Origin of the sequence: Nocardia pseudovaccinii NBRC 100343, assembly GCF_001613225.1 — a bacterium.
In the GTDB taxonomy this organism is placed as follows: Bacteria; Actinomycetota; Actinomycetes; order Mycobacteriales; family Mycobacteriaceae; genus Nocardia; species Nocardia pseudovaccinii.
Genome location: NZ_BDBY01000270.1, coordinates 1 through 15,482 on the forward strand (window position 1 = coordinate 1; position 15,482 = coordinate 15,482).

At 65.3% G+C, this 15,482-nt stretch carries 18 protein-coding genes; 10 read left to right on the forward strand and 8 right to left on the reverse strand.

Annotated features, from left to right (window positions below; all coding sequences use genetic code 11):
• Positions 1-305: 305 nt before the first annotated feature.
• Positions 306-599 carry a hypothetical protein gene (locus NP3_RS33300; protein ID WP_157124723.1) on the forward strand — a complete coding sequence of 98 codons (294 nt, stop codon included), beginning with the start codon at positions 306-308 and terminating at the stop codon, positions 597-599.
• A gap of 44 nt (positions 600-643) precedes the next feature.
• On the opposite strand, the gene NP3_RS33305 is transcribed toward NP3_RS33300, so the two are convergent.
• Complete coding sequence (locus NP3_RS33305; RefSeq protein WP_063045718.1) at positions 644-1,813, reverse strand: thiolase family protein; 1,170 nt, start codon at positions 1,811-1,813, stop codon at positions 644-646.
• A 99-nt stretch (positions 1,814-1,912) separates the two neighbouring features.
• On the opposite strand from NP3_RS33305, the gene NP3_RS33310 reads away from it, so the two are divergent.
• A complete protein-coding gene (locus NP3_RS33310) occupies positions 1,913-2,425 on the forward strand; it encodes a winged helix-turn-helix transcriptional regulator (RefSeq protein ID WP_157124724.1) in 513 nt (170 codons plus the stop codon).
• A gap of 5 nt (positions 2,426-2,430) precedes the next feature.
• Here NP3_RS33310 and NP3_RS33315 read toward each other — a convergent pair whose 3' ends face one another.
• From NP3_RS33315 to NP3_RS33345, 7 genes are all read right to left on the reverse strand, one after another.
• Positions 2,431-3,078 (reverse strand): NADPH-dependent F420 reductase, encoded by a 648-nt coding sequence (locus NP3_RS33315; RefSeq protein WP_063045719.1) that lies wholly within the window; start codon positions 3,076-3,078, stop codon positions 2,431-2,433.
• 277 nt (positions 3,079-3,355) lie between these two features.
• Positions 3,356-4,450, reverse strand: coding sequence for an ABC transporter ATP-binding protein (locus tag NP3_RS33320; protein WP_063045720.1), 1,095 nt, complete (start codon positions 4,448-4,450; stop codon positions 3,356-3,358).
• Between the two features lie 145 nt (positions 4,451-4,595).
• Positions 4,596-5,876 carry a cytochrome P450 family protein gene (locus tag NP3_RS33325; RefSeq protein ID WP_063045721.1) on the reverse strand — a complete coding sequence of 427 codons (1,281 nt, stop codon included), beginning with the start codon at positions 5,874-5,876 and terminating at the stop codon, positions 4,596-4,598.
• Positions 5,873-6,442 (reverse strand): GTP-binding protein, encoded by a 570-nt coding sequence (locus tag NP3_RS33330; RefSeq protein WP_373864799.1) that lies wholly within the window; start codon positions 6,440-6,442, stop codon positions 5,873-5,875. Before NP3_RS33330 ends, NP3_RS33325 begins: the two co-directional genes overlap by 4 nt.
• A 67-nt stretch (positions 6,443-6,509) precedes the next feature.
• A complete protein-coding gene (locus NP3_RS33335) occupies positions 6,510-6,881 on the reverse strand; it encodes a DUF742 domain-containing protein (protein WP_063045723.1) in 372 nt (123 codons plus the stop codon).
• A 2-nt stretch (positions 6,882-6,883) separates the two neighbouring features.
• A complete protein-coding gene (locus NP3_RS33340) occupies positions 6,884-7,294 on the reverse strand; it encodes a roadblock/LC7 domain-containing protein (protein ID WP_063045724.1) in 411 nt (136 codons plus the stop codon).
• Positions 7,291-8,568: a sensor histidine kinase gene (locus tag NP3_RS33345; protein ID WP_245721218.1), complete on the reverse strand. Its 1,278-nt coding sequence runs from the start codon at positions 8,566-8,568 to the stop codon at positions 7,291-7,293. The genes NP3_RS33340 and NP3_RS33345 overlap by 4 nt, the downstream gene beginning before the upstream one ends.
• A gap of 691 nt (positions 8,569-9,259) precedes the next feature.
• Here NP3_RS33345 and NP3_RS33355 point away from each other — a divergent pair.
• From NP3_RS33355 to NP3_RS33390, 8 genes are all read left to right on the forward strand, one after another.
• Positions 9,260-9,535: a hypothetical protein gene (locus NP3_RS33355; protein WP_157124725.1), complete on the forward strand. Its 276-nt coding sequence runs from the start codon at positions 9,260-9,262 to the stop codon at positions 9,533-9,535.
• A 48-nt stretch (positions 9,536-9,583) separates the two neighbouring features.
• The gene (locus tag NP3_RS33360) at positions 9,584-10,378 is read left to right on the forward strand and encodes an LLM class F420-dependent oxidoreductase (protein ID WP_063045728.1); all 795 of its coding nucleotides are present in this window, start codon (positions 9,584-9,586) and stop codon (positions 10,376-10,378) included.
• A gap of 186 nt (positions 10,379-10,564) precedes the next feature.
• Positions 10,565-12,355: an ABC transporter substrate-binding protein/permease gene (locus NP3_RS33365; RefSeq protein WP_063045729.1), complete on the forward strand. Its 1,791-nt coding sequence runs from the start codon at positions 10,565-10,567 to the stop codon at positions 12,353-12,355.
• 83 nt (positions 12,356-12,438) lie between these two features.
• Complete coding sequence (locus NP3_RS33370) at positions 12,439-13,164, forward strand: amino acid ABC transporter ATP-binding protein (RefSeq protein ID WP_063045730.1); 726 nt, start codon at positions 12,439-12,441, stop codon at positions 13,162-13,164.
• Positions 13,165-13,261: 97 nt separating this feature from the next.
• Positions 13,262-13,558, forward strand: a complete 297-nt coding sequence (locus NP3_RS33375) for a hypothetical protein (RefSeq protein WP_063045731.1) — start codon at positions 13,262-13,264, stop codon at positions 13,556-13,558.
• Positions 13,559-13,732: 174 nt separating this feature from the next.
• Positions 13,733-14,089, forward strand: coding sequence for a nuclear transport factor 2 family protein (locus tag NP3_RS33380; protein WP_063045732.1), 357 nt, complete (start codon positions 13,733-13,735; stop codon positions 14,087-14,089).
• Between the two features lie 34 nt (positions 14,090-14,123).
• A complete protein-coding gene (locus NP3_RS33385) occupies positions 14,124-14,543 on the forward strand; it encodes a hypothetical protein (RefSeq protein WP_063045733.1) in 420 nt (139 codons plus the stop codon).
• Positions 14,544-14,642: 99 nt separating this feature from the next.
• Positions 14,643-15,482, forward strand: a complete 840-nt coding sequence (locus tag NP3_RS33390; protein WP_063045734.1) for an alpha/beta fold hydrolase — start codon at positions 14,643-14,645, stop codon at positions 15,480-15,482.

The window sequence follows — 15,482 nt, forward strand, 5'->3', positions numbered from 1 at the left end:
CGCAGGGATCGGTGAATTGTTCGTGCAGGGAGTTGGACTGCTGCTGGCTTCCGGTTGGGCGTGCCTGGTGTGGCTGGCAGGGGCGCAGGGATCGGTGAATTGTTCGCGTGGAGCGGGGCTGCTGCGCGGCCAGCTTCTCATTGTCGGCGTTCAGCGCCCCTGCTGCCGCTGTGGACGGTGGGGCAAGTGCGGGTGGGTGGTACTGGAGCGGAGTGGAACTGGGATGTGCGAGTCCGACCTAACGGTCATGCTGGGGTATGGGGTCGAGTCGGTTCGAGCTGCGGTTGGCGAATGCGGTTCGGGCGGTGCTCGGGTCGGTGTTCGCGGTCGGGTTCGGGTGGGTGGTGGCCTCTTCCGTGCCGCTATATGAATTTCTCGGACGTGATGCCGATCCCGATGGGGGTGTGCGCTATCTGCCGATCGCGTATTGCGTTGCGTGGGTCGGGATTGCCCTTTCCGTGGTTGCGGTGGGCATCATGGTTGTGCAGAAGATCCGTTACCGACGCCGCATCGCTTGGACGCCGCTGGTGGCGGTGCCATTGATTGCCGAGTCGTGGTTGCTCGGCTTTTTGATCGCGGTAGTGCTGGTTTCGATCTGAGCCCGCGGCACCGATGCGAGACCGGTGCCGCGCTACTCGGTGACTCAGAGCCGTTCGATAATGGTGGCGTTGGCCAAACCGCCTGCCTCACACATGGTTTGCAGACCGTAGCGCGCACCGCGCTCCTGCATGGCGTGCACCAGCGTGGTCATCAGGCGTGCGCCGGAAGCGCCGAGCGGATGTCCGATGGCGATGGCGCCGCCGTTCACATTGACCTTCGACATGTCCGCACCGGTGTCGTGCGCCCAGGCCAGTACCACCGGCGAGAAGGCCTCGTTGATCTCGACCAGATCGATATCGGAGAGCTGAAGTCCGGCACGCTGCAACACCTTCCGCGTCGCCGGGATCACGGCGGTCAGCATGAGCAGCGGATCGTCACCGGCTACGGCGAAGCTGTGCAGCCGGGCCAGCGGCTTCAGTCCGAGCTCTGCGGCGCGTTCGCTGGTCATGATCAGCACCGCCGCGCTGCCGTCGCTGACCTGGCTCGCCGTCGCGGCGGTGATCTGCCAGCCGATTTCCGGGAAGCGCGCGCCCATGGCCTCGTCGTAGTAGGCGGGACGCAGTGTGCCGAGGGTCTCCAGGGTGCTGCCGACCCGGATGCCCTCATCGGTTTCCAGTCCGGCGATGGGGGCGAGCTGACCGGCGAACGAGCCGTTCTTCGTTGCCAGCGCTGCCTTTTCGTGGCTGCCGAGGGCGAATTCGTCGAGCTGGTTGCGGGTCAGGCCCCAGCGGGCCGCGATCAGTTCGGCGCTGATGCCCTGGGATACCAGCCCCTCCGGATAACGCTCGGCGAAGCCGACACCGGAGAAGTCATGAGATCCGATCATATTTGCGCCCATCGGAATTCGTCCCATGGACTCGACACCTGCCGCGACCACGATGTCGTAGGCACCGGCGATCACGCCCTGTGCGGCGAAATGAATGGCCTGCTGACTGCTGCCGCACTGGCGATCGACCGTCGTCGCCGGTACCGATTCGGGATAGCCCGCGGCCAGCGCCGCACGCCGGGTCATGTTGGCGCCCTGTTCGCCGATCTGGGTGACGATGCCGCCGATCACATCGTCGATGAGCACCGGATCGATGCCGCTGCGGTCGACCACCGCGCGCAGGCTGTGTGCGAGCAGGTCCACCGCGTTGACATCGTGCAGTGCCCCGTTCGGCTTCCCCTTGCCGATCGGCGTGCGTACCGCCTCGACAATCACCGCGTCTCTCATGGTGGTTCCTTTCGAACCGTGAGCCGATCTTTCGCCTGGCTCTATTGGCTTATAGTCAGATTAACGCCTGGGTATAGTCGACTCAAGTCAGAGTTCGCTATGATGTTCGTCATGGCAGCCGTGATGGAAGGACCGTTGGCAGATCTGAGCGCGTGGAAACCCACGGAATGCTCGATCGCGAAGGCGATGGACCTCATCGGTACCCGCTCGGCGATCCTGATCCTGCGCGAGGCCTACTACGGCACCACCCGGTTCGACGGTTTCGCCGCTCGGGTCGGCATCACCGACGCCGCGGCATCCGGCCAGCTCCGCAAACTCACCGAGGCGGGCCTGCTCGCCAAGCGGCCGTATCAGGAGTCGGGCAAGCGGACTCGCCACGAGTATGTGCTGACGGATATGGGTCGCGATCTACTGCCCGTGGTGCTCGCGCTCATGCAGTGGGGCGATGCGTACCTGCAGCCGGGACCCGCGCCGCTGCTGCTGGTCGAGGAATCCAGCGGTGCGCCGGTTCGAGTGGAGGTGCGCAGCGAAACGGGTCGCGAGATCGACCTCGAAGAACTCCGCGTCCGGCTCAACCCCGAATATTCGCGCGCCATCCGCTCGGCGAGGTAGTCCCCTCAGGCGGTGACCACCGCGTAGTTGATGTCCTCGGTGCCGAACTTGTTGTAGAGGTGAACCCACAGCAGCACAAGGGGTTCGGTGCTTCGCGCGGTCACGACGCCGCCCAGGTCGATGATCTGCTCATCGGACCAGCCGAAGGATTTCAGCAGCGCCGCCACCCCGGCCTTGGCCGACTCGTCATCGCCGCTCAGAAAGACATTGTGCCGCCCTGGAATTCGGGACGGGTCCACCATGAGCTGGTTGTTCATGGTGTTGAGGGTCTTGACCACCCGCGCGTCCGGGAAGGCCTGCTGGATCGCCTCGGCGACGCTGCCCGCCTCGGGGGTGGCCAATTTCGGCGGGAATCCACCGGAGAAATCCAGCGCATTCGACACGTCCACCAGCACTTTCCCGCTCAGATTCGCCGCGCCCGCCGCAGTGAGCGCGGCCAGCGAGGCGGTGCCGGAGGTCGCGTTGAACACCAGCTCGGCATCGGCCGCGGCGTCGGCGAAAGTGCCATGGCTGCCGCCGGTTTCGTTCGCCCACTCGGTTGCCGCCGCATTGTCGGCGGTCCGGGACCCGAGCGTCACCGCGTGTCCCAGTTCGACCAGCTTGCTCGCGAGCCTGCGTCCGACCTGCCCGGTACCGAGCACCGCTATCTTCAACGTCCACTCCTCACGCAGATCCGTTCGAGCGTCGAGTTTATGAGTGCGGCGTGGTCTTCGCGTGGTCTTCCGCCGTGGGCGAACGCCAATGGCATCGACTCGGCGGGGCGTGAATCAGCGCGCTCACCGGACAGTTCCACGTTGCGAGCGGTCTGGGGAGGCGGCCTGTGCTGCCTGCAACGACGAGGGCAAGGGCGGCACCTTCGCTTCTGCGCGTGCACGCTCGCTGGTATCCGGTGGGAAGTTTCGGATCGGCGAAAGTGCACGCGCAGCGGTCTCAGGACAGGCGGCGACCGTCGACGGCGGAGAAGAAGTAGGTGTGTTCCGGTGTGGGCGTCAACTGCACCCGGGTGCCCTTCTCCGGCGGGTTGCGCCAATCCGCCCGCGCCACAATGGTTTCGGCCGCGCCGTTCGTCGCGCCCTCGGCAACCGTGCGGCCGTAGATGTAGGCGTCCGAGCCCAGCTCCTCGACGACGTCGACTTCCATCTGGATGCCCGACTTGTCCACCGCCCCACCGATTTCCAGATGCTCGGGCCGCACGCCGACCACTACCGAACCCTCTGCGGCATCCGCGACCGACCGCGGCACCGCCAGCTCGGCGCCGCCGAGCTGCACCGCGCCGTCGGCGACCGGCAGCGTGAACAGGTTCATCGCGGGCGAACCCATGAATCCGGCGACGAACACATTCGCCGGATCCCGGTAAAGATCGCGCGGCGTCGCGCACTGCTGCAGCAGTCCGTCCTTGAGCACGGCGACCCGATCGCCCATGGTCATAGCCTCGACCTGGTCGTGCGTGACGTACACGGTCGTGGTGCCGAGACGGCGCTGCAGTTGGGCGATCTGCGTGCGGGTCTGCACGCGCAGTTTGGCGTCCAAGTTCGACAGCGGCTCGTCCATCAGAAATACCTGCGGCTGGCGCACGATCGCCCGTCCCATCGCGACGCGCTGACGCTGACCGCCGGACAGCGCCTTCGGCTTGCGGTCCAGATACGGCTCGAGGTCGAGCAGTTTGGCCGCCTCCAGCACCCGGCGCTCCTTCTCCGCCTTGGCGACCTTGGCGAGCTTGAGCGCGAAGCCCATATTCTCCGCGACGGTCATATGCGGGTAGAGCGCGTAGTTCTGGAACACCATGGCGATATCGCGTTCCTTGGGTTCGGCGTGCGTGACGTCGTTGTCGCCGATCAGAATGCGCCCGTCGTCGACATCCTCGAGCCCGGCGAGCATCCGCAGCGAGGTCGATTTACCGCAGCCGGACGGGCCGACCAGCACGAGGAATTCCCCGTCGGCGATCTCCAGATTCAGCTTGTCGACGGCGGGTTTGGTCGAGCCGGGGTAGAGCCGGGTCGCGCTATCGAAGGTCACGGTGGCCATGACAAATCACATCCCATCACCGGCAGGAACGTGCCGGACGATCCGAGTAAGGGTTGACCGGCGATATTACTGGATGTGCTCGATCCGCACACGATGCGCTCGAGTTCGCGCGCACGCCGGGGCTAGACCTCAGTCGTCGGTGCGCTCACGGGGTACTTCGCAAAGCCCGAACAGGTGTGAAAATCACGGGCAGGGAGGTCATACCGCGCAAGAAGGCCGACGGTCGCCGGACCAGGTTCTGTGGGGGCACGGCCAGATCCAGGTCGGGCAGCCGGTCCAGCAGCACCTCTATGCTGGTGCATGCGATGATCTCCGCGATCTGCTGCGCTGGAAACGGGCAGCGGTATTCGCCGTAGCTGAAGGCGAAGTGCGCACTGTTGCCGGAATGGGCATCGGTATCCACACCGAGATGCTGGCGGACGTGTGGATCGGCATTGGCGGCGGCCAGTCCGAGCAACAGCAAGTCGCCCGCACGAATTGTTTTTTCCCCCAGCCGCGTATCGCGTGCCGCCCAACGTCCCGCGTGGATCTGCGACGGTGTGTCCTCCCACAGCACCTCGTTCATCGCCTCCCCCACGCTGGAGCGCGCGCCGCCGAGCGCCGCGGCGAAACGATCGTCGGTAAGCATCAGCCGCACCGAGTTCCCGATCCAGTCCGCGGTCGGCAGGTGCGCCACGGCAGTGATCGTCATCAGGTCCTCGACATACTCCTCATCGGTGAACGGCATCGGATGAGCCAGCATGCGTGACACCAGATCGGCGCCGGGCCGCTCCTTCTTCGCCGCCAGTAGATATCGCATGCGCTCTTGGAACAGCGCATACGCCGTCGGGGCTTCGAGCCCACCGTCGGCTATCTCGTTCATCGCCCACGCCAGCCGCGGCCCCTCCTCGTCGGGAAAGCCGATGACCGAGGCGAGGGTCAGTACGGGTAGTACCGCGGCGAACTCCCCGATCAGATCGGCGCTGCCTCTGCCACAGAAGCCGTCGATCAGCCGATCGGTCAATTCCTCACAGGTACGCCGCAATTCGAACGGATCGACCGACTCCAGGGCGGGTTCCACCAGCGCCACGTGCCTGCGGTGCTCCGCACCCACGGTGAAATAGATCGACGGCCGCCTCGCCCCGAACATCGGCCGCAAGGGCCAGTCCTCGGGGATATTCGGCCACTGGTTCCACAGGCCGACGTCGCGGGGGAACAGCTCCGGGTCGCTGGTGACCTGGTGCAGTTCGCGGTAGCCGATGACCAACCAGGCCGGTACGCCGCCGGGCAGTTCGACGGCGACCACGGGGCCGTGGTCGCGGCGCATTTCTCGATAGAGATGATGCGGATCGATGTGGAAGCGCGGCCCGGCCAATGGCACGGCCGCGGAGTTCGGCCGCATCGGGCAGCCGGTGCTCGCGGTCGATTCGGCGCTGGAGGTGGTCATGACGCGATCTCCGGGGTGGTGCGAGTATGCGGGACCGCGAGGCTCGAGGCCGCGGCATAGATGTGCTCGACGAGCGTGATGAGGACACGTTTGGCGGAATCGCGGGAACGAGCATCGCAGTCGACGAGCGGCACCAGCGGATCCAGATCGAGGGCGGCACGGATCTCGTCGGGCCGATTCGGTGCACCGAAGTTGTTGCAGGCCACGATGAACGGGGTCCGCTGATGTTCGAGCCGGTCGATGGCATACCAGGAGTCGGCGATGCGGCGCTGGTCCACCAGCACGATCGCGCCGAGCGCTCCGGTGAACAAGCGGTCCCACAGGAACCAGAACCGTTCCTGCCCCGGGGCGCCGAACAGGTACAGCACGTTTTCGGCGTCGATGGTGATCCGCCCGAAATCGAACGCTACTGTGGTCGTCGACTTGCCCGGTGCGCCGCTCGGGTCATCGATACCCAGGCCCGCGTCGGTCATCGTCGCCTCGGTGTCGAGCGGGCGAATCTCGCTGACCGAGCGGACCAGAGTGGTCTTTCCGACGCCGAAACCACCCACTATGACGATCTTCAATCCGCGCTGAGTCGTGCTGTCCAGCGGTGCGTCGGCACGCGAGGGCTTGGCGTTCGGTGTGGCGGCGTCAAAGATTGCGGAGTCCAACGAGCACCTTCTCGAGGGTGGTGGAGTCGGGCACCGAATTCCACGGTGCGCCGGGAACTGTGGGGCTGACGTGCGGATGCCGCACAGTGATCTTGCCCGCGTGCAACAGGTCGGAAAGCAAGATCGTGGCGATGCCGACCGGTAGCCGCAACTCGGCGGCGATCTCGACCACTGCGGTCGGCGCCCGGCACATATCGAGGATCGCCACGTGCTCGGACTGCATGCCCGGTATCGGATCGCATTCGCTGACCACCAGGGTGACCAGGTCGAAGGCGTCGGAGTCCGGTTTGCTGCGTCCTCCGGTCAAGGTGTACAGCCGGTCCGGTTCATCGTCGCGGCCTGCCCGGACCACGACTACCCCTGTACCCCGGCGCGCGGCGCGGCCGCGAGGTGCTCACTCAGTTGTTCCACCAGTTCCCGCATGTTGTGGCCGATCAGGCCGGCGTCCGCGTCCTCGGCGGCGACGACGGCTATATGTGCGCTCGCACCGGCTTCGACAACGAACAGGATGCCGCCGTAGAACTCGATCATCGATTGACGGACCCCGCCGCGGGCGTCGCCGAACTCGACGGAGGCACCGTGGGACAGGCTCTGGATACCCGCTGCGATCGCAGCGAGCTGATCAGCGCTGTCGGTGCCGAGTTCCGGTGTGTGGCACATCTTCAGCCCGTCGCTGGATAGCAACAGGGCATGCCGGGTTCGGGGCGTACGGTCCAGCAGTTGTTCCAACAGCCAACCCAACTGCGAGGGCACAGACGTTGTCATCGATCGTTCTCCACGGCATAAGAAAGGGAAGGTGATTGCGGGTCAGGGACCTCGGTGCTTTCGGCGGCGAAAGCGCGTTGGAACGCACCGAATGCGGCGGGATCCGACGCGGGCGGGGGTACCGCCGCCGCGGGGCGCGGCGGCGCGGACAACCCTTCGGGGTGGACCGCAGCCAGCGTGCTGCCCCGCTGCCGCTTCGGCAGTACTGATTCCGCATCAGCGGGCGGAGTTTTCGGCGGCGCGGCGGCGGGGACCGGAACCGGCGTCGGCAACGTGAGTACGGCCGTCGCGCCAGGAGCACGATCCAGGCGTGTGGTGAGATCCCGTGGGACAACTACCACCACTGCGGTTCCGCCGATCGCGGAAGGGCGATAAGACACGGTGAGACCGTGCTTGCGGGCCAAATGGCCGACCACCGCCAGGCCGAGCCGAGTTCCGCTCAGCGAGGACAGATCCAAAGCGCCGTCGGGTCCGTTCTGGCCTGCGCCCGACACAGCCTGTTCGGCCCGCTGCAGCGCCGATTCGCTCATCACCAGACCGCTGTCCTCGATGGTGATCACGACACCGGCAGGAACTTCAGCCGCGTAAACGTGCACTTCGGTGGTCGGCGGGGAGAAATTGCACGCGTTATCGATGAGTTCGGCCAGCGTGTGCATCACGCCCTCGGCGGCATGTCCGGCGATCGCGATAACGGCAACGGCGCGTAGCCGGACCCGCTGATAGCCCTTCACGCGTCCCATCGCGCCACGCAGAATCGATTCCATCGCAATCGGTTTCGCCCATCGGCGCCCCGATCGCGCACCGCTGAGCACCGCGATGCTGTCGGCGAGACGGCCCGCTTGTGCAACGCGGTGATCCAGGTGCAGGAGGTCTTCCAGGACGCGGGGATCGCTGTGCCGGTTTTCCATCTCGCGCAACTCCGCCAGCATGCTGGTGGTCATCGCCTGCATGCGGCTCGCCGCACCCGCGAACGCCGCCATCGCTGCGGCACGGCGGGTTTCGTGGCCCTTGGCGTCGCGCGCATGTGCATCCGCAGCCTCGTTCGCGGCCGCGATGCGTGCCGCCGCGTCTCTATCGGATTCCCGCGTTCGTGTGGCCGCGGCCTCATACGCGGTGATGGCCAGGCGGGCTCGCGTGGCTTCACCGTGGAAGTACACCGTCGCGGTTACCGTGGCGCACAACGCGATCGAGGCCACAATGCTGCCGATCGCTACCGGGGTACGGAAACCTGCAGGCGCGGCGGACAGCACGGCTACCGCAACTGCCGCAGTCACAATGGCGCACGTCACGAACGCCGAAATAGGAAGTAATTGTCGAACGGGGCGCCCTCGGCGCTGTCCATTCGACGGATTCGATGATGATGACACGTTCGGTACTTCCGCATCCACGTTCACTGCCGGGAACCCCGTCGTTTTCCCGACATTCTCTGCGTAGCAGCATGTTCTATTTCTCACACCACCACGCGGTTTAGAAATCTCGCGGTCGAGCATAGCTGGAGGATGACGAATCCGCCCGATTCGGGCGCCCCTGAGTCGATCTGTCCAGCTTGTCGATGGCTTCTATGTTTGCTGCAGTGTGGCGCGTTGTCGCCATCTGTCGGCATCGGCACTTCCGATCCCGTGTCGAGCGCCGCACTGGCGGGTACGTCCGCTCCGAAACTCGCTGCTATGCTTGCCGCTTCGGCTCCGCAGCCCGCGGCGACGTAATGACCTTCACCCTCAACGGAAACTCGGTCCAGGCGAGTGGCCAGTTCCCGCCGGACAACTGAGCCGCCCCGCACGCGGTACCGGCGGTCCCGCTGGTCAGCGAAGTCGCTTGCCCGTCACGGGAAATCATGCGGGAGAACTCATGGGCGCTCACCAGGAATGGGGAAATGCCGTACCCGACGGTGTGCGCGCGACTCATAGCATCAAATCTGTGAAATTTGGAATGCTCTCCACCATAGGTGCTCTTACCCTCGCCGCGGTGTCCGTGGCAGCCCCCTCCGCCTCCGCCTTCCCTACGGGCTCGGCCGGGAACGGGGACGGCCGAGAAGTGGTGATCATCGACGGCACTCTGGAGCTGAGCAACCTGGACTCGTGCTGGGCCAGTGGCTTCGCGCGCGACATACGTTTCGAGAACCGCAGCACCCGCAATTTCCTGGTGTACGCGTCCAAAGACTGCACCGGTGAACCCGCTGCGACCGTGACTCCGGGTGGCTCCGCGACGTATTTCGGCTGGTCGGCCATGGCTGCCCAATAGCCGGTAGCCTCGATCGGGGAACCAGATCGAGCGACGAGGAGCAGGCTCATGACGCGACCGGTTCGAATCGGTGTACAGCTACAGCCACAGCACGCCTCCGACTACGGACTCCTGCGCGACGCCGTGCTACGCGCGGAGGATGCGGGCGTCGATATCGCCTTCAACTGGGATCACTTCTATCCGCTGAGCGGCGACCACAACGGTGCGCATTTCGAATGCTGGACCATGCTCGGAGCGTGGGCCGAACAGACCGAACGGATCGAGATCGGCGCGCTGGTCACCGGCGGCGGTTACCGCAATCCCGATCTGCTCGCCGATATGGCGCGCACGGTGGACCACATCAGCAATGGCCGGCTCATTCTCGGCATCGGCGCGGGGTGGTTCCAGAAGGATTACGACGAGTACGGCTATGAATTCGGTACGCCGGGAACCAGGCTCGCGCTGCTGAAGGCGAATATGGCCCGGCTCACCGCCCGGCTGAAGAAGCTGAATCCGCAGCCGACCCGCGATATCCCGATCCTGATCGGCGGCGGTGGCGAGAAGAAGACGCTGCGGCTGGTCGCGCAGTACGCCGATATATGGCACACCTTCGCCGACCTCGACGCGATCGCGCACAAGAACAAGGTGCTCACCGACCACTGCGCGGACGTCGGCACCGATCAGGCGAAGATCGAGCGCTCGGTGCAATGGCCGGGTGCGGAGCGGGCGGCGACATTCGTCGACGCCGGGGTGAATCTGTTCACCGTCGGTGTGAGCGGGCCGAAGTTCGACCTGAGTGAGGTCGAGCGGGCGGTCCGTTGGCGTGACGAAGTGAATCCGGAGCCGGTCAGAGGTCTGGCCTAGCCCCGGACCGCAACGCCGATCGGCGGTCGGGTTCGAATCACCGTGATTCGAATTCCGGGATCGGGCCATGGTGCCGCGTCCGCGCACGCCCGGCGGCCGCAGGCCTTGACGGCGAGGTGTGGCCGACCGCACGCGCCACGGGGTAGCTGCCTGTCAGCCCTGAATCGGACGTTAGGGTTCCTCACCATGGCTGGTCTGCCCGCTGTGCGGTCTCGTGCGTTGATCGCCGTGCTATTGCTTGCCGTCGGCCTCGCCGCCACGGCCTGCGGTTCCGGCGACGATTCCTCCGATCGAGACCAATGCACGCCGCCCGGACTCAGCGCGGCATCGGCCGCACCGACGAACCTCGGCTCGGCGGCCGCGGCGGGTGCGGACAAGTACACCACCGCGAGCACGTTGCCGGTGTCGGCGATCGATACCGGCAAGCTGCGTTTGATCACGCCGGGCAAGCTCACGGTGGGCACGCTCTCGGATGCGCCGCCGAGTATCTGCCTGAACTCGGCGGGCTCGTTCACCGGCTTCGACAATGAGCTGCTGCGGGCGATCGGCGCGAAACTCGGTCTCCAGGTGGAGTTCTCCGGCACCGAATTCGCACCGCTGCTCTCGCAGGTTTCCGGCGGTCGCTTCGATGTCGGTTCATCGAATATCACCACCACCGCGGAGCGGCGCGAACGCGTCGGATTCACCAACGGCTACGACTTCGGCTACTTCTCCCTCGTTGTCCCCAACGGAAGTGCCGTCAAGGGCTTTTCGGATCTGGGGCGCGGTAACCGGATCGCCGTCGTGCAGGGCACGGTGCAGGACGATTACGTGGTCAACCAGCTGCATCTGGATCCGGTGAAGTTCCCGGATTACGCCACCGCGTACGCGAATCTGAAGTCTGGTCAGGTCGATGCCTGGGTCGCGCCGTCGGCGCAGGCCGAGGGCCAGGTGAAGTCGGGTGACGGAACCACGATCATCCAGAACACCTTCAGCCTGGACAATTTCGTCGGCTACGCAGTCGCCAAGAACAATCAGCCGCTGATCGACGCGCTCAACAGCGGCCTCGACGCCGTAATCGCCGATGGCACCTACGCCAAGCTCTACGCCGACTGGGTACCGAGGCAGTTGCCGCCCGGTTGGAAGCCGGGCTCGAAAGCCGCTCCCGCACCGCAACTCCCGGACTTCGCCGCCATCGCCGCGGAAAAGAAGACCACCGATAGCGGCCAGACTGCGCCGAAATCGACGTTGCAGCAGCTGCGGGAGACGTTCTTCGACTGGTCGCTGTACCGCAAGGCATTTCCCGATCTGTTCAAGACCGGTCTGCCGAATACCCTGATCCTGGCGCTGGTTTCGGGCGTGCTCGGCACCATCCTCGGCATGCTGCTCGCGGTCGCTGGCATCTCCCGGACGCGCTGGTTGCGCTGGCCCGCGAGGATTTACACCGATATCTTCCGCGGCCTGCCCGCCGTCGTGATCATCCTGATCATCGGACTCGGCATCGGCCCGGTCGTGCGCAATATCACCGGCAACAACCCGTATTGGCTCGGTGCGATCGCGCTGGCATTGCTGGCCTCGGCCTATATCGGTGAAATCTTCCGCTCCGGCATCCAATCCGTGGAGGCGGGGCAGCTGGAGGCCGCGCGTGCCATCGGCTTCGACTACCGCCAGGCCATGACGCTGGTGGTGATTCCGCAGGGTGTGCGCCGGGTGCTGCCCGCGCTGATGAACCAATTCATCGCGCTGATCAAGGATTCCTCGCTGATCTACTTCCTCGGACTGCTCGCGACCCAGCGCGAACTGTTCGCGGTCGGACGAGATCTCAACGCGCAGACCGGAAATCTCTCCCCGCTGGTCGCCGCCGGTCTGGTCTATCTACTGCTGACCATCCCGCTGACGCACCTGGTGAACTACATCGACCACCGGATGCGCACCGGCAGACCCGACCAGCCCATCGACCAAGTCGAGGCGGCCACGATCACGGAAGGGCGCGGGTAAACCATGAGCGAGCGTAGCGAGCGAATCGACAACACAGTGCCAGAGGCAGTCATGCCGGAACCGAGCGCCAGCGAGGTGGAGGCATGAGTGCTTCTCTCACCGGAACCGGTCTGCATCTGACGCTGGGCCACAACCATGTGCTGCGCGGCGTCGATATCCATGTCGACGCGGGCAAGACCACCACCGTCATCGGGCCGTCCGGCTCCGGCAAGTCGACACTGCTGCGGGTGCTGAACCGCCTGCACGAACCCGATCAGGGTGATGTGCTGCTGGACGGCGAGTCGGTGCTCACCGAGGATCCGGATAAGCTGCGCCAGCGCATCGGCATGGTGTTCCAGCACTTCAACCTGTTCCCGCACAAGACGGTCGCGGAGAATGTGGCGCTCGGACCGCGCAAGCTGCGCGGGCTGTCCAAGGATGCCGCTCGCGCGCTGGCCGTCGAGCAGCTCGAGGTGGTCGGGCTGGCGGAGAAGGCCGATTCGCGGCCGGGCAATCTGTCCGGTGGGCAGCAGCAGCGGGTGGCGATCGCCCGTGCGCTGGCCATGCAGCCGGAGATCATGTTCTTCGACGAGGCCACTTCGGCGCTGGATCCGGAGTTGGTGAAGGGCATTCTCGCGCTGATGGCCGATCTGGCTACCAAGGGGATGTCGATGATCGTGGTGACCCACGAAATGGGTTTCGCGCGCAGCGTCTCCGACAGCGTGCTGTTCATGGACGCTGGTCAGGTGGTTGAAACCGGCACACCCGACGCTTTGTTCGACAACCCGCGGACTCCGCGACTGCAGCGCTTCCTCGCGCAGGTTTTGTAACCCGCAGCACACATTTAGTAAACTTGATAGATGCGCACCTGTTAATGTGTTGCCGCACTCGGCGCCACATATCCAGCAATGGGAACGAGGAGGTCCGATGACCACAGCGCATCACGAGCACACCGACCACCAGCACGTCCATGGGCCCGGCTGTGGCCACACCGAAGTTCCGCACGGCGACCACACCGACTACGCCCACGGCGGCCACCTGCACCGCGAGCACAACGGCCACTGGGACGAATGCGAACCCACCGGCCACACCGAACATGTAGGCCACGACCACACCCACGGCCCGGGTTGCGGCCACGAAGCAGTCCAACACGGCGATCACGTCGACTACCTCCACGACGGCCACCACCACGCCGCGCACAACGGCCACTACGACGACCACTGAGCTCGCCCCGCCGAGCTGCCGCCCGACTCTGCCGCAGCTCGGCGATCGCATACGTATAGGTCGGCGAAAAGTACTTATGGATGACTGATTCGGCATCCATGGCTCTGCTCATAACGTAGTTCCTGTCAGCACGAACGACAGCGAAACCGCAGATCAGAAGCCTTGGAGGCCAACATGAACGAGCTCGTCGCGCAGTACTTGGAAGTTTGGAACACCACCGATGCCGCCGCCCGTAAGGCCGGAATCGAGGCTGTGTTCACTCCCGAGGCCAGCTACATCGACCCGCTGGCCGCGGTTGCCGGACACGACCAACTGGATGCGGCCATCGCAGGTGTTCAGGCCCAGTTCCCGGGTTGGGTTTTCACCCTCGCGGGACCGGTCGACGCTCACCACAACCAGGTGCGTTTCACCTGGGAACTCGGCCCCGCCGATGCCCCCGCTGTGGTCGTCGGCTTCGACGTCGCGGTCATCGAGGACGGACGTATCGCGAACGTCTACGGCTTCCTCGACAAAGTTCCCGCCGCAGCCTGATCCGAACTCGTTATCCCAGAAAGAAATACCAGTCATGACCACGACCGCTCCCACCTACATGTCTACCCTGCTCGCCCCCGGCCAGAACCTGCTGCGCACCGCACTGCGCCTGGACGCGGTCGTCACCACCGTCAACGGCCTTGCCTACCTGGCACTTTCGGGCCCACTCGAATCCCTGCTCGGCCTGGACAGCAAGATCGGCATTCCGATCGGAATCTTCCTGACCCTCTACGGCATCGGTGTCGCACTGGTCGGCATGACCAAGACCATCAATACCAAGGCCGCCGCCGTGGTCGGCGCGGGTAATGCCGCCTGGGTCGTGGTCAGCCTCGCCGCCCTCGTCGAGGGCGCACTCGAGCTGAACACGGTCGGCTCGATCTGGACCGTGATGCAGGCAGCCACCGTCGGCGGATTCGCGGCCCTGCAGTACCTCGGCATTCGCAAGGCCCGCTGAATATTGGATCTACTCGACCAACCCGCAAAACGCGGCATCGGAACCGTCCGATGCCGCGTTCGGCGTTTGTGGTCGGTGCCTGCCTCTAGAGTCGAGGCCGTGCTCGAGGCAACCAAGATCCCGACCGAATTCGGCACCTTCGACGCCCTGACCAGCGGCGAACCAGGTGGGCGCGAAGTTGTGCTGTTGCACGGCTTTCCGGAGTCGGCCATCGCATGGGAGTTCCAGCTGACCGCCCTCGGTGGCGGCGGCTGCCATGTCATCGCGCCCGATCAGCGCGGTTATTCGTCAGGGGTGCGTCCCGACAAGGTCGCCGATTACCGCGTCGAGGAGTTGGTCGCCGATGTCATCGCCATCGCCGACCAATCGGGTTGGCAGCGTTTCGATCTCGTCGGTCACGACTTGGGCGCGCACGTCGCCTGGGCAGTAGCGGCCGAACACCCGGCACGAATCCGAACCCTGACCGCTGTATCGCAGCCGCACCCCACCGCGTTCTCACAGGCCATGACCGAGGACGAAGACCAGGCACAACGAGCCCAGCACTTCACCTACTTCCGCCAGCCCCGGACCCCCGAGCGCGCCCTCCTCGCCGATGATGCCGCCGCCCTCCGCAAGATCTTCGACTGGAAGATTCCCGAGGAACGCATCGACGACTACATCCACCGCCTCACCCGCCCCGATGCCCTCACCGCGGCCCTCAACTGGTACCGAGCCCTCCCGCTCGCCGGTCCGACCGTCCCCATCACCGTCCCGACCCTCTACGTCTGGGGCACCGAAGACCCCACCATCGGCTCCACCGCCGCCCTGGCCACCGCCGCCCACGTCACCGCCCCCTACCGCTTCGAAATGCTCGAGGACACCTCCCACTGGATCCCCGAAGAAGCCCCCGAATCCCTCACCCGCCTCATCATGGAACACCTCCTCGCCCATCGGACGTAG

What these genes read in the sequence shown, in the direction of transcription:
- NP3_RS33320 (WP_063045720.1), bottom strand. Translation starts at nt 4,450, where the DNA reads ATGGCCACCGTGACCTTCGATAGCGCGACCCGGCTCTACCCCGGCTCG.
- NP3_RS33385 (WP_063045733.1), top strand. Translation starts at nt 14,124, where the DNA reads ATGACCACGACCGCTCCCACCTACATGTCTACCCTGCTCGCCCCCGGC.
- NP3_RS33370 (WP_063045730.1), top strand. Translation starts at nt 12,439, where the DNA reads ATGAGTGCTTCTCTCACCGGAACCGGTCTGCATCTGACGCTGGGCCAC.
- NP3_RS33380 (WP_063045732.1), top strand. Translation starts at nt 13,733, where the DNA reads ATGAACGAGCTCGTCGCGCAGTACTTGGAAGTTTGGAACACCACCGAT.
- NP3_RS33325 (WP_063045721.1), bottom strand. Translation starts at nt 5,876, where the DNA reads ATGACCACCTCCAGCGCCGAATCGACCGCGAGCACCGGCTGCCCGATG.
- NP3_RS33360 (WP_063045728.1), top strand. Translation starts at nt 9,584, where the DNA reads ATGACGCGACCGGTTCGAATCGGTGTACAGCTACAGCCACAGCACGCC.
- NP3_RS33305 (WP_063045718.1), bottom strand. Translation starts at nt 1,813, where the DNA reads ATGAGAGACGCGGTGATTGTCGAGGCGGTACGCACGCCGATCGGCAAG.
- NP3_RS33310 (WP_157124724.1), top strand. Translation starts at nt 1,913, where the DNA reads ATGATGTTCGTCATGGCAGCCGTGATGGAAGGACCGTTGGCAGATCTG.
- NP3_RS33375 (WP_063045731.1), top strand. Translation starts at nt 13,262, where the DNA reads ATGACCACAGCGCATCACGAGCACACCGACCACCAGCACGTCCATGGG.
- NP3_RS33340 (WP_063045724.1), bottom strand. Translation starts at nt 7,294, where the DNA reads ATGACAACGTCTGTGCCCTCGCAGTTGGGTTGGCTGTTGGAACAACTG.
- NP3_RS33365 (WP_063045729.1), top strand. Translation starts at nt 10,565, where the DNA reads ATGGCTGGTCTGCCCGCTGTGCGGTCTCGTGCGTTGATCGCCGTGCTA.